Source organism: Nonomuraea sp. NPDC048882, assembly GCF_040649755.1.
Classification (GTDB): Bacteria; Actinomycetota; Actinomycetes; order Streptosporangiales; family Streptosporangiaceae; genus Nonomuraea; species Nonomuraea maheshkhaliensis.
Genome location: NZ_JBEZGB010000005.1, coordinates 230,112 through 242,738, shown reverse-complemented (window position 1 = coordinate 242,738; position 12,627 = coordinate 230,112). Strand labels below are relative to the sequence as shown.

Below are 12,627 nucleotides of genomic sequence, written 5' to 3'. Positions count from 1 at the left end.
TGAGGTCTCCCTGGGGGGCGGGACGCTCCTTTTGGTCTACCTCTAGACCATTTCCGCCCAGGGAACAAGGCGTTACAGCCGGTTTTCGATCGCGTCAGGCCCGCGCGTAGGCCGGGCCCGAGGCCCGGCCCGCGCGTTCACGTCACTGGCCGAAGAGGTCGGTGACGGCCTGGCAGAACGCCTTGAGGTCGTCCGGCTTGCGGCTGCTCACCAGCGTGTTCGGCCCGTCCGTGCAGACCACGACCTCCTTGTCCACCCAGGTCGCCCCGGCGTTGCGCAGGTCGGTGCGCAGGCTGGGCCAGGACGTGATCGTCCGGCCGCGTACGACGTCCGCCTCGACCAGCGTCCACGGCGCGTGGCAGATGGCGGCCACGGGCTTGCCCGCGTCGAAGAAGGCGCGGGCGAAGCGCACGGCGTCGTCGTTCATGCGCAGGAAGTCGGGGTTCGCCACGCCTCCCGGCAGGACGAGGCCGTCGAAGGAGGCCGCGTCCACGTCGTCCACCGTGTCGTCCACGGCGAAGGTGCCGGCCTTGTCCAGGTGGTTGAACGCCTGGATCTGGCCGGGGGCGGTGGAGACGAGCCGGGGCGTGCCGCCCGCCTGCTTGACCGCTTTCCAGGGTTCGGTGAGCTCGACCTGCTCGACTCCCTCGGGGGCGACCAGGAACGCGATGGTCTTGCCGTCCAGCATGTCCGTTCTCCCTTGAACCGGGTCTTTGCCGTTCTCCTAACCGAGGCGGGGTGATGTATGCGCCTCTACCCCTGGGGGGTATATAGTCGGGCTCATGACTGTCACGACATACCAGGTTGAGGGCATGACCTGTGGCCACTGTGTGAACGCTGTGACCCAGGAGGTGGGCAAGGTCGCCGGGGTGAGCGGCGTCGAGGTGGATCTCGGGTCCGGGTCGGTCAAGGTGACCAGCGCGGCGCCGGTCGACGCCGCGCTCATCGGCGCGGCCGTGGAGGAGGCGGGTTACGAGCTGGGCGGCACGGTCGAGCTGCTGCCCCAGGCGGGCGGGTCGTGCTGCGGCTCAGGCGGCTGCCACTAACTGCCGCTCACCTGACCGGCCGGCCCGTGTGGATGCGGGCCGGCCGCGTCACCACGCAAGGGGGCTTGCGTCACCACGGGAGCGGGCCGGCGAGCGTGAAGAAGCCCCCGGTGGGTCCGTCGGGGCCTACCTGGGCCATCCTGACGATGATCTCCGCGCCCTCCTCCACGGTCTGCGTACCCGTGCGGCCGTTCAGGTCCGTGGCGGTGTAGCCGGGCTCGACCGCGTTGATCCGCATCTCGGGGAACGCCTTCGCGTATTGCACGGTCAGCACGTTGACCGCCGCTTTGGAGGCCGGATAGGCCACGCCCGGGTACGCGTACGTCGGCGTCCCCTCCGCCGTGATGCCCGCCAGCGAGGCCAGGCCGCTGCTCACGTTCACTACGACCGGGGCCGCGGAGCGCCGCAGCAGCGGCAGGAAGGCGTGCGTCACGCGTACCACGCCGAAGGTGTTCGTCTCGAAGATCGTGCGCATGTCGGCGGCGGTCAGGTCGGCCGCGCCGATCACGCTGTTGTCCGCCCGCCGCCCCTCGACGCCGGCGTTGTTGACCAGCACGTCGAGCCCGCCGTCGGCCTCGACGGCCTTCGCGGCGGCGGCGACGGAGGCGTCGTCGGTCACGTCGATGAGGAGCGGGCGCGCGCCCAGCCGCTCGGCGGCCTCACGCCCTCGGCCCGCGTCGCGGCTGCCGACGTAGACGGTGTGGCCCGCGGCGATGAGCCGGCGGGCGGTCTCGAAGCCGAGACCCTTGTTCGCTCCGGTGATGAGTGTCGTCGTCATGTCATCAACCCTGCTCACGGCAGGGGTGGGTAACCAGGCGTCCCGCTTTCCGGGGACTGGCAGTGCCAGGATGAATCCGCCGGAAGGGTGTTGACTGGGGACATGGCGGCGAGCGAGTTCGGACAGGCGGTGCGGCGCTGGCGCGACCGCGTCTCGCCCGCGACGGTGGGGCTGCCCGCCGGCGGCCGGCGGCGCGCGTCCGGGCTGCGCCGCGAGGAGCTGGCCCTGCTGGCCGGCGTCTCCGTCGACTACGTCACCCGCCTCGAACAGGGCCGCGCCGACAACCCGTCCCCGCAGATCGTGGAGGCGCTGGCCCGGGCGCTGCGGCTGTCGGCGGAGGAGCGGGCCTACCTGTTCCGGGTGGCCGGCCTCGCGGTCCCCGGGCCCGAGACGGTGCCCGCCTACATCACCCCGAGCGTCCAGCGGCTGGTGGACCGGCTGGACGGCGCCGCCGTCGGGGTCTACGACGCGGCCTGGACGCTGCTCATGGCCAACCCGCTCTACGCGGCGCTCATGGGCGATCCGTCCGAATGGCGCGGCATCGAACGCAACGGGGTGTGGCGCAACCTGGTCGGCTCCGGCGGCCGGGTCCGGTACACGCCTGAGGAGCGGCGCGCGTTCGAAGCCGCGCTGGTCGCCGACCTGCGCGCGACCGCCAGCCGCTATCCGCGTGACCAGCGGTTGCGCCGGCTGATCGCGCGGCTGCGCGCCGACAGCGAGCGCTTCGCCGAGCTCTGGGACGCGGGTGTGGTCGAGTGGCTGCGCGCCTCCCGCAAGATCGTCGACCATCCGCAGGTCGGGGCCATCACGCTCGACTGCGACGTGCTCAGCGTGCTCGGCGACGACCTGCGCGTCATGGTCTACACGGCCGAGCCCGGCACGGCCGACGCCGAACGCCTCCGGCTGCTCGCCGTCCTCGGCACGCAGTCGCTCGTCGGGTGAGCCTCAGGATGGCGCGCACCTGAGCCCGGGGTCGGCTATCCGGCGGGAGCACGCCTGAGCCACAGCGTGTGGGCGATCAGGCAGATCGCCGCGCCCACGGCGTACCAGAGCAGGTCGGGTGGGGAGAACGTGCTGCCCAGCAGCGGCCACAGGACCTCGGGGATCCCTCCGAGCTGGGCGAGCTCGATCGCCCAGCTCAGCCCGCCCGACACCGCCGCGGCGGCCCAGGGCCGCGCGTCCGGCCGGGCGAGCAGCACCACCCCGTAGATCGCCGCCGTGTAGAGCGCGTCGCCCGCGATTTTGGGCGCCGGGCCGTCCCAGACTGCCCGTACGATGAGCCCGCAGGCCACGATCGCCACCATGATCAGGGCGGTCAGCAGGCGGGGTAGCGGGCGGGACACCAGCTCAACGTACTGCCAAGCGCACTGAAAATTTACACCGCCGAAAGAAACGAGACTGAAACAATTTTCCGCCACTCGTTGACACGCGGTCTCCCTATGGTGTGCCTTTTGCTACACAGGAAACCCCCGCCTGAAGGTGAGGCACTTATGAGGAAATGGTTCGCACGCCTGGCTGCGCTGGGCGTCGCGCTATTAGTGGCCGGTCAGGGCGCCACGGCTGCCCTAGCCCAAGACCCGGCGGCGGGGAAGAAGATCGTGCGGGTGGGCGCGACACAGTCGATGGACTCGATGAACCCGTTCCTCGCGGTCCGCCTGGTCTCCACGTCGATCCACCGCTGGATGTACGGATACCTCACGGTGCCCGACTCCAAGACGCTTGCGCCCAGCCCCGACCTGGCCGAGTCGTGGACCACGTCCGAGGACGGGCTCACCTGGACGTTCAAGATCCGCGCGGCCAAGTGGTCCGACGGCAAGCCCGTCACGGCCGACGACGCCGCCTGGACGTTCAACAAGATGATGACCGACGAGGCCGCGAAGACCGCGAACGGCCCGGCGGTGGAGAACTTCGAGAGCGTCACGGCCAGCGGCCAGGACCTGACGATCAAGCTCAAGTCCCCGCAGGCCAGCATGCTGGAGAACCCGGTCCCGATCATGCCCAAGCATGTCTGGGAGTCGGTCACCGACATGGCCAACTACGACGCGGAGAAGTACCCGTCGGTCAGCAGCGGCCCGTACATCGCGGTCGAGCACAAGAAGGACCAGTACGTCAAGCTGCAGGCCAACCCCAACTACTGGCGGGGCAAGCCCAAGATCGACGAGCTGCAGGTCATCTTCTACGACAACCCGCAGGCCGCCGTCGCCGGGCTCAAGACGGGTGACATCGACCTGCTCGGCCGGATGACCCCGCAGGAGTTCGAGGCCATCCAGAACGACGCCAACATCGAGGCGTGGAACACCCAGGGCCGCCGCGCGGCGTACCTTCAGGTCAACCACGGCGCCACCACGACCGACGACAAGCCCGTCGGCGACGGCCACCCCGCGCTGAAGGACGTCAAGGTCCGCCAGGCGCTGCACTACGCCATCGACAAGCAGAAGCTGGTCGACGAGGTGCAGAACGGCCTGGCCAAGCCCGCCGACGGCTCGATCGTGCCGCCGCTGTTCAAGGAGTTCTTCTGGGAGGCCAGCGGCGAGGAGAAGGTCAGCTACGACCCCGCCAAGGCCAACAAGATCCTCGACGACGCCGGCTACAAGAAGGGCGCCGACGGCGTCCGCACGATGCCCGACGGCGACCGCAAGCTGGAGTTCCGCTTCACCATCCACACCGAGACGCCGATCGAGGACAAGCTGGCCGAGTACCTGACGGCCTTCTTCAAGGAGATCGGCATCACGCTCACCACGGTGAAGCTCGAATCGAGCAAGTTCACCGAGGAGACCGGCGTCACCGGCAACTTCGACATCGCGATCAGCGGCTGGTCGGTCAACCCCGACCCCGAGGAGGTCATGGCCACCCACCTGTGCAGCCGCAGGCCCGCCCCCAACGGTGAGGGCGGCGGCACCGAGTCGTTCTTCTGCGACGACACCTTCGAGCAGCTCTACAAGGACCAGCTCAAGGAGCTCGACCGGCCCAAGCGGGTCGAGCTGCTCAAGCAGATGCAGGAACGCCTCTACACGCAGGCGCCGGTCATCGCGATCTACTACCCGAACGACCTTGAGGGCTACCGCAAGGACAGGATCACCAGCATCACCCCGATCCCCGAGGACAAGGGCCTGCTCTACGGCGGCAGCGGCTACTGGCCGTTCTACACCGTGGACGCCAAGGCGACGGGAGGCGGCAGCACCGGCGCCGAGGGCGGCTCCAACACGGGGCTGATCGCCGGCGTCGTCGGTGGCGTGGTGGTCATCGGACTGGCGGCGTTCTTCCTGACCAGGCGACGCAAGGCCGTCGCCGACGAACGCGAATGACAACACCGCTCGAAACGACGGAGCCCGCCGCCGCCCAGGCGGCGGCGGGCGCCGGCGATGAGCGCCCCGCCTGGCGCGGCACGCTGCGGTACGCGCTGGCCAAGGCCGGCGGGGCGCTGTTCAGCATCGCCATGGTGATCGTCGGCACGTTCTTCGTGTTCCGGCTGCTGCCCGGCGACCCCGTGCGCAACCTGGCCCAGGGCCGCAACATGACCCCGGCCCAGCTCGACCTCGAACGCCACCGGCTCGGCCTCGACCAGCCGCTGATCCAGCAGTTCTTCGACTTCGTCGGCGACACGCTGAGGCTCGACCTCGGCACGTCGTACGAGTACAAGCGGCCCGTCCTCGACCTGATCGGCGAGCGGCTCGGCCCGACGCTGCTGCTGGCCGGCACCGGCCTGGTGATCGCCGTCAGCCTCGGCATCTGGCAGGGCATCCGCGCCGGCTGGCGCCACGGCAGCCGCTTCGACCGCTTCTCCAGCGCCACGTCGCTGCTGCTCTGGTCGGTGCCCACGTTCTGGCTCGGCCTGCTGCTCATGATGGTCTTCGGCGTCGGCGTCGGGCCCATCCCGGGCATCTTCCCCTTCCGCGGCATCGAGAGCGTGGACGCGCCCGACGGGTTCGCGTACGTGCTCGACGTGGCCTCCCACATGGTGCTGCCGTGCCTGACGCTGGTCGCCGTGGTCTACGCCCAGTACCTGCTCGTCATGCGCTCCTCGCTGGTCGAGGAGATCAGCCAGGACTACGTCACCGTGGCCCGCGCCAAGGGGCTGCGCGACGACGACGTTCGCCGCCGGCACGCCGTGCCGAACGCCCTGCTGCCCACGGTGACGCTCGTGTTCATGCGCATCGGCTTCGTGGTCGGCGGCGCGGTCACCGTCGAGACGATCTACACCTGGCCCGGTCTCGGGCAGCTGTTCTACGAGGCGGTCAGTGTGCCCGACTTCACGCTCATGCAAGGGACGTTCATGCTGATCACGGTGGCCGTCATCGTGATGAACACGCTGGCCGACGTGGCGTACCACATTCTCGACCCGAGGGTGAGGTCGGCGTGACCAGTGTCGCCGCGGCCCGCAGGAGACTGGCGCTCAGCCGGTTCTGGGCCGAATACCGCCGCAACCGCGCCGGAGTGGCCGGCCTCGTGATCCTCGTCGCCGCCGTGCTGCTCGCGCTGATCGCCCCGCTGTTCATCGGCGAGGAGGTGACCAGCGTGGTCAAGAGCGTCGGCCCGAAGTTCGCGCCCCCGAGCCTCAGTGAGCCGTTCGGCACCGACGAGTCGGGCCGCTCCATCCTGCTCATGGTGTGGTGGGGCTCGCGCACCTCCCTGCTCATCGGCTTCCTGGCCGCGCTGCTCAGCATCGTGATCGGCCTGGTGCTCGGCGTGGCCGCCGGACACTTCCGCGGCTGGGCGGGCGCCGCCCTGATGCGGGTCACCGACTGGTTCCTCGTGCTCCCTTCGCTGGTCACCGCCCTCGTACTGGCCGCCATCCTGGGCGGCAGCACCTGGACGATCATCATGGCCATCGGCATCACCACCTGGCCGTCCACCGCCCGCCTGATCAGGGCCCAGACGCTCGCCGTGGAGGCCAGGCCGTACATCGAGCGCTCCAAGGCGCTCGGCGGCGGCCACTGGCACATCACCACCCGCCACGTGCTGCCCAACGTGGCGCCGCTGCTGCTGGCCAGCACCACGCTGGAGGTGGCCAGCGCCATCGTGACCGAGTCCACCCTCGCCTTCCTCGGCGCCAGCTCCAACCGCACCTCGTGGGGCACCATGCTGCGGGCCTCGTACGACTTCGGTGCGGCCACGCAGGGCGCGTGGTGGTACATCCTCATCCCCGGCCTGGCCATCCTCGCCGTCGTCATGGCGTTCACCCTGGTCGGGCGGGCGCTGGAGGCGGTCCTGAACCCCAGGCTCAGGAGGGCCGCGTGACCGAGCGAAGCGAAACGACCGCGAGCCTGCTCGAACTCGACGACCTGTCAGTGACCTACCGCATCGCCTCGGGCGAAGTGCCCGCCGTACGCGGAGTGTCGCTGACCCTCGACTCCGGAGCGGCACTCGGAGTCGCCGGTGAGTCGGGATCCGGCAAATCGACGCTGGCCATGGCGCTGCTCCGGCTCCTGCCCCGGGACGCGCGGGTCGGCGGCCGGATCCTGCTCAACGGCGAGGACGTGCTCGCCATGAAGTGGGGCCGCATGCGCGCCGTACGGTGGGCCGAGGCGTCCATCGTCTTCCAGGGCGCCCAGCACGGACTCAACCCCGTCCGCAGGATCGGCGACCAGATCGCCGAACCGCTGCTCGTCCACGGCCTGGCCAGGCCCGACGCCGCCCGCAAGCGCGTGGCCGAACTGCTCGACCAGGTCGGCCTGCCCGCCTGGCGGGCGCGCAGCTACCCGCACGAGCTGTCCGGCGGGCAGCGGCAGCGCGTCATGATCGCGATGGCCCTGGCCTGCTCGCCGCGCCTGATCATCGCCGACGAACCGACCACCGCGCTCGACGTGATGGTGCAGGCCCAGGTGCTCAGCCTGATCAAGGACCTCATCGCCGAGCACGGCATCTCCCTGATCATGATCTCGCACGACCTGTCGGTGCTGGCCGACGTCTGCGACCGGCTCGCGGTCATGTACGCCGGTCGGGTCGTCGAGCACGGCCCGTCGGCCGAGGTCTTCCACAAGGCCGCACATCCCTACAGCCGGGCGCTGGCGGCGGCGTTCCCGACCGTGGGCGACCCGGTCTCGCGGATGGCGCCCAAGGGGCTCGGGGGCGATCCGCCCGACCCGATGCAGCTGCCTGGGGGGTGCTCGTTCCACCCGCGCTGCCCGGTGGCCCTGGACGAATGCTCGACCCTGGACGTCCAGCTGTGGCCGGCGGGGGCGGGGCGTGCGGCGGCGTGCGTGCATGTCCGACCGGCGGGTACGTCGGGTGCTGGGACGACCGCCGAGACCGGCACCGTGGACATCGGACCGGACGATACCCCTGACACAGGAGGGGGCAGCACCTCGGACACGCCGGCTCCTTCGAACGTTGACCAGGCTGCTTCGAACGACGACCCGACTCCTGCGAACGACGACCAGACTCCTGCGAACGACGATCAGGACAAGGAAGACGAGGAAGACATCAGGGCGAAGAAGGAGGTCTCATGACCGAGACGCAGACCGCCGACGAGGCGGTCGCGACCACGCGCCCGACCCTGCTGGAGGCCCGCGACCTGCATGTCGAGTTCTCCTCCCGAGGCCGGCGGGCCCGTGCCGTGGACGGCGTGAACCTCGCCATCGGCGCGGGCGAGATCGTCGCCCTCGTCGGCGAGTCCGGCTGCGGCAAGACCACGCTCGCCCGCACGCTGCTCGGCCTCGAACGCCCAACCTCCGGCGAGGTCCGCTACGACGGAGACGTCCTGGACTACAGCTCCAAGGCGCTCAAGGCGTACCGCAGGCAGGTGCAGCTCGTCCTCCAGGACCCGACCGGCTCGCTCAACCCCCGGCACACGGTGTACGAGGCCGTCGCCGAGGGCGCGCGCATCCACGGCCTGCCGGACGAGCAGGACGTCGTGACCACCGCCCTGTCCAGGGCCGGGCTGCGACCGCCCGACCGCTTCTTCCTGCGTTACCCGCACGAGCTGTCCGGCGGGCAGCGCCAGCGCGTGGTGATCGCCGGAGCGCTGGCCCTGAACCCGAAGGTGCTCATCGCCGACGAGCCCGTGGCCTCGCTGGACGCCTCCGTACGCGGCGAGATCCTGGCCCTGCTGCTCAAACTCCGCGCCGACCTGGGCCTCTCGGCACTGGTCGTCACCCATGACCTGGGCCTGGCCTGGAACATCGCCGACCGCGTGGCCGTGATGTACCTGGGCAGGATCGTCGAGTCGGGGCCGGTGGAGCAGGTGCTGACCGCGCCACGGCACCCGTACACGCAGGCTCTGATGTCGGTGCTGCCCGAGTCGCCCGAGCGGGTCGTGCTGACCGGCGAGCCACCGGATCCGACCAGGATCCCCGGCGGCTGCCGCTTCCACGCCCGCTGCCAGGTCCTCGCCTCCGGCAAGGCGGCCGAGGCCGGGGTGGACGCCCGCTGCCGCACCGAACCCCTGCCCATCCTCCCCAGCATCCCCGACGCCCAAGCAGCCTGCTACTACGCCAACGCCACCTGATCCGCCCCGCCTCCGGGCTGGTGAGGACACGACCTGCCCGGCTCAGGCCGGCGGCCGGACGACATCCTTGCCTGACTCGGGCCGGCGAACGAACGACGCTCCCGCCCGTCCCCGGTAACCGCGCGAGGGGACGCCCCTGTCCGCTCCGGCAGGGAGACGACACCTGTGCCCGGCCCGGGGCGGCAGGCGGTTGGCTCCCTTGCCCACCTCCCCACCCGCAGGGAGACGATCCGCTCGTCCACCCCCGGGATGGTGTGGTGGTGCGGTTTCAGGCGAGGTCGGCGTCGTGGACCAGGATGGCGGCCTGGACCCGGTTGGCCAGGCCCAGCTTGGCCAGCACCCGGCTGACGTGGGCCTTCACCGTGGCCTCCGTCAGGCGTAGCTCGCGGCCGATCTCGGCGTTGGACAGGCCACGGGCCAGGGCCCTGATCACGTCCTCCTCGCGCCCGGTGAGCCCGGCGAGCTGCTTGCGGGCAGCCTGCGCCCGGGAGGGGGCGCGGTCGGCGTAGGAGGAGATCAGCCGCTTGGTGACCGACGGGGAGAGCATGGCCTGGCCCCCGGCCACCGTCCGGACGGCGGAGGCCAGCTCTCTGGGCGGCGTGTCCTTGAGCAGGAACCCGACCGCACCCAGCCGCAGCGCCTCATGCACGTATTCGTCCAGGTCGAACGTGGTCAGCATGATCAGCTTGGGCGGCTGGGACTCCGAGAGAAGATGCCTTGCGGCGGTCATGCCGTCCATGACCGGCATGCGTACGTCCATCAGCACCACCTCGGGCCGCAGCCGCCGCACCGCCGAGACGGCCTCGGCCCCGTCGCGCGCCTCACCGGCGATCGCGATGTCTCCCGACGCCTCCAGAATCAGCCGCAACCCGGACCGCACCAGCTCCTCGTCATCCACGAGCAGAACCCTGATCACCCGCACCCTCTCACCGTGAGCTCGTTCCCCCGGCCGGGAGTCTGGCGCTCACCAGGAAGCCGCCGCCGTCGTCGTCCGCGCTGGTGCGCAGGGTGCCGCCGAGCAGTTCGACCCGTTCGCGCAGCCCCACCAGGCCCCAGCCCGCGCCGGGCACGTCTTCTCTGGGCGCGTGCGGCGCCTGGTTGCGTACCTCGACCTCCAACTGCCCCGTGCCGTAGCGGATCAGGACGTCGGTGCCGGCGTTTCCGGCGTGTTTGTGCACGTTGGTGAGGGCTTCCTGGATCACCCGGTACGCCGTCCGCTCCACGGTCGCCTCCACCGGTCGCGGCTCGCCCTCGTCGTGCCTGGTCACCGTGATGCCCAGGGCGCGGGACTGGTCGAGCAACTGGTCGAGGTCGCCGAGCGTGGGCGGCGGGCGTACGTCGGCGTCGAGCGCCTCCTGCCGGGGTGAGCGCAGCACGCCGAGCACGTCGCGCAGGTTGGTCAGGGCCTCCCTGCCGATCCCGCCGATCAGGGCGGCGGCCCGCGCGGTCTCCTCGTCGGACGTGCGCACCTCCAGGGCCCCGGCGTGCAGCACGATCAGCGACACCCGGTGGGCCACCACGTCGTGCATCTCCCTGGCGATCCTGGCCCGCTCCTGTGTCCTGGCCTGCTCGGCCCGCATGACCTGCTCGCGTTCGAGCCGTTCCGCCCGCTCCTTGGCGGCCTCCAGCACCTCGTGCCTGGCCCGCGCCCACAGGCCCGCGACCAGCGGCAGGCCCATCACGGCCAGCGCCGTGAGCAGGGCATTGCCCAGGGTCGCGGTCATCATCTCCCGCAGGCCGCCGAGCCACCCGCCGGCCAGCGCCGAGACGCCGCACACCGCCACGCAGCCGCCGCCGTAGGCGAGCAGGCCGCGTCTGCTCAGCGTGCGGCCGGCGTGGAAGGAGGCCACCATCAGCGGCGGCCACATCACGAGCCAGCCGTACGTCACGGCGCCCACGGCGGCCAGCGGCCACCAGGAGCGCCGGGCGTGCCAGGCGGTCACGCCCGCGACGGCCGCGACCGCGACGAGCACCGGGAGCGGCAGGCTCGACGGCACCCCGACCTGCCCGTGCAGGGTGAGGAGCGAGGCCGCGAAGACTCCGGCGCCGAGCAGAACGAACCGCATGGTCACAGGGTATGGGCAGGGCCGGAGGTGGCATTACGACGAAAGTAGTAAGAGGCGGTCGACCTTCGGGGCATCCGCGATGGCGTCCCTCCCGGCCAGTGTGAAGCCCATGCGTAGAACTCTCACCGTGACCACCGTGACGACGCTGTGGCTGAGCGTCCTCGGCACCGCCACCCAGGCACAGGCCGCCACCCAGACACAGGCCACCACCCAGACTCGGGCCGCCAACCTCGCCGGGACCGCAGGGCTGGCCGGGACCGCCGACCCGGCCAAGGCAGCGCGCCTCGCTCTGCCCGCGCCTACAGGTAAGCGGCCCATCGGTACGACCGCTCTCCACCTGGTCGACAAGAGCCGCCCCGACCCGTGGAACCCCGAGGCGAAGGAGCGGGAGCTGCTGGTCTCGCTCTGGTACCCGGCCAAGAAGGCCACCGGCAAGCGGGCCCCGTACATGACCACGGCCGAGTCGCAGGCCGTACTGAAGGACTATCCCGTCGCGGAGAAGGACGCCCTGGCGAAGGTCAGGACGCACGCCAGGGTCGGCGCTCCACCGCTGGGCGGGCGGCGGCCGTTGGTCGTGATGTCGCCGGGGTTCAGCTTCCCCCGCGCCACCCTGACCTCCCTGGCCGAAGACTTCGCCAGCAGGGGTTACCTGGTCGCGGCCATCGAGCACACGTACGAGTCGGTCGGCACCACCTTCCCCGACGGCCGCACGACCTCCTGCCTGGCGTGCGTGAAGGGCCAGGACAACGCGAAGGTGGCGGCGAGCCGGGTGAAGGACGTGCGGTTCGTGCTGGATCGCCTGGTCGAGGGCCGGTGGGGCAGGACGATCGACCGGTCGAGGATCGCCATGGTGGGTCATTCGATCGGCGGGTACGCCGCCGCCCAGACCATGCTCGCCGAGCCCAGGATCAAGGCCGGCGTCAACCTGGACGGCACGTTCGAGCTCGCCGAGCCGATCAAGCGCCCGTTCCTGCTGGTCGGGACGGCCACCGGGCACACGCCGGAGGACGAGAAGTGGCGGCAGGCGTGGGCCCACCTGACCGGCTGGAAGCGGTGGATCACGGTGGACGGCACCGACCACTCGGCGTTCGTCGACTACGCCGTGCTGAGGCCGGCGCTGGGATTGCCGGCGCAGGAGCTCGACGGCGCACGGGCACTGGAGATCACCCGCGCGCACCTGGCGAGCTTCCTCGACCTGCACCTGAGGGGCGAGCGGACCCCGGTCAAGAAGTATCCAGAGGTCACCGATCACACGCAGAACGTGTCAGCGCACTGAGTGAAGCCGCGGGT

At 70.8% G+C, this 12,627-nt stretch carries 12 protein-coding genes and 1 pseudogene; 8 read left to right on the top strand and 5 right to left on the bottom strand.

The genetic code is table 11. The annotated features are described in order from the left end of the window. Positions 1 to 142 precede the first annotated feature (142 nt). Positions 143 to 688, bottom strand: coding sequence for a type 1 glutamine amidotransferase domain-containing protein (locus AB0C27_RS19790; RefSeq protein WP_357845900.1), 546 nt, complete (start codon positions 686 to 688; stop codon positions 143 to 145). A 94-nt stretch (positions 689 to 782) separates the two neighbouring features. Between AB0C27_RS19790 and AB0C27_RS19785 the strand changes: the two genes are divergently transcribed. Then, on the top strand, positions 783 to 1,046 hold the full coding sequence (locus AB0C27_RS19785; RefSeq protein ID WP_357845898.1) for a copper ion binding protein: 264 nt from the start codon (positions 783 to 785) through the stop codon (positions 1,044 to 1,046). Positions 1,047 to 1,116: 70 nt separating this feature from the next. On the opposite strand, the gene AB0C27_RS19780 is transcribed toward AB0C27_RS19785, so the two are convergent. Then, complete coding sequence (locus tag AB0C27_RS19780; protein WP_357845896.1) at positions 1,117 to 1,824, bottom strand: SDR family NAD(P)-dependent oxidoreductase; 708 nt, start codon at positions 1,822 to 1,824, stop codon at positions 1,117 to 1,119. A gap of 102 nt (positions 1,825 to 1,926) precedes the next feature. Between AB0C27_RS19780 and AB0C27_RS19775 the strand changes: the two genes are divergently transcribed. Further along, positions 1,927 to 2,766 carry a helix-turn-helix transcriptional regulator gene (locus AB0C27_RS19775; RefSeq protein WP_357845894.1) on the top strand — a complete coding sequence of 280 codons (840 nt, stop codon included), beginning with the start codon at positions 1,927 to 1,929 and terminating at the stop codon, positions 2,764 to 2,766. A gap of 35 nt (positions 2,767 to 2,801) precedes the next feature. Here AB0C27_RS19775 and AB0C27_RS19770 read toward each other — a convergent pair whose 3' ends face one another. After that, positions 2,802 to 3,167: a DUF2809 domain-containing protein gene (locus tag AB0C27_RS19770; protein WP_357845892.1), complete on the bottom strand. Its 366-nt coding sequence runs from the start codon at positions 3,165 to 3,167 to the stop codon at positions 2,802 to 2,804. Positions 3,168 to 3,314: 147 nt separating this feature from the next. Here AB0C27_RS19770 and AB0C27_RS19765 point away from each other — a divergent pair, with 147 nt between their 5' ends. From AB0C27_RS19765 to AB0C27_RS19745, 5 genes and pseudogenes are all read left to right on the top strand, one after another. Next, entirely contained in the window at positions 3,315 to 5,129 is a 1,815-nt protein-coding gene (locus AB0C27_RS19765; RefSeq protein WP_357845890.1) for an ABC transporter substrate-binding protein, read from the top strand. After that, positions 5,126 to 6,184, top strand: a complete 1,059-nt coding sequence (locus AB0C27_RS19760) for an ABC transporter permease (protein WP_357845888.1) — start codon at positions 5,126 to 5,128, stop codon at positions 6,182 to 6,184. The genes AB0C27_RS19765 and AB0C27_RS19760 overlap by 4 nt, the downstream gene beginning before the upstream one ends. Beyond that, entirely contained in the window at positions 6,181 to 7,062 is an 882-nt protein-coding gene (locus AB0C27_RS19755) for an ABC transporter permease (RefSeq protein ID WP_357845886.1), read from the top strand. Before AB0C27_RS19760 ends, AB0C27_RS19755 begins: the two co-directional genes overlap by 4 nt. Then, a pseudogene (locus tag AB0C27_RS19750) lies at positions 7,059 to 8,033 on the top strand (ABC transporter ATP-binding protein); the annotation flags it as partial. The gene AB0C27_RS19755 and the pseudogene AB0C27_RS19750, both read left to right, overlap by 4 nt. Positions 8,034 to 8,269: 236 nt before the next feature. After that, positions 8,270 to 9,271, top strand: coding sequence for an ABC transporter ATP-binding protein (locus tag AB0C27_RS19745; RefSeq protein WP_357845884.1), 1,002 nt, complete (start codon positions 8,270 to 8,272; stop codon positions 9,269 to 9,271). A 268-nt stretch (positions 9,272 to 9,539) separates the two neighbouring features. Here AB0C27_RS19745 and AB0C27_RS19740 read toward each other — a convergent pair whose 3' ends face one another. Beyond that, positions 9,540 to 10,187 (bottom strand): response regulator transcription factor, encoded by a 648-nt coding sequence (locus tag AB0C27_RS19740; protein WP_357845882.1) that lies wholly within the window; start codon positions 10,185 to 10,187, stop codon positions 9,540 to 9,542. Between the two features lie 10 nt (positions 10,188 to 10,197). Beyond that, positions 10,198 to 11,337, bottom strand: a complete 1,140-nt coding sequence (locus AB0C27_RS19735; protein ID WP_357845880.1) for a histidine kinase — start codon at positions 11,335 to 11,337, stop codon at positions 10,198 to 10,200. Positions 11,338 to 11,446: 109 nt separating this feature from the next. Here AB0C27_RS19735 and AB0C27_RS19730 point away from each other — a divergent pair, with 109 nt between their 5' ends. Next, complete coding sequence (locus tag AB0C27_RS19730; protein WP_357845878.1) at positions 11,447 to 12,613, top strand: alpha/beta hydrolase; 1,167 nt, start codon at positions 11,447 to 11,449, stop codon at positions 12,611 to 12,613. The last annotated feature ends 14 nt before the right edge of the window (positions 12,614 to 12,627 follow it).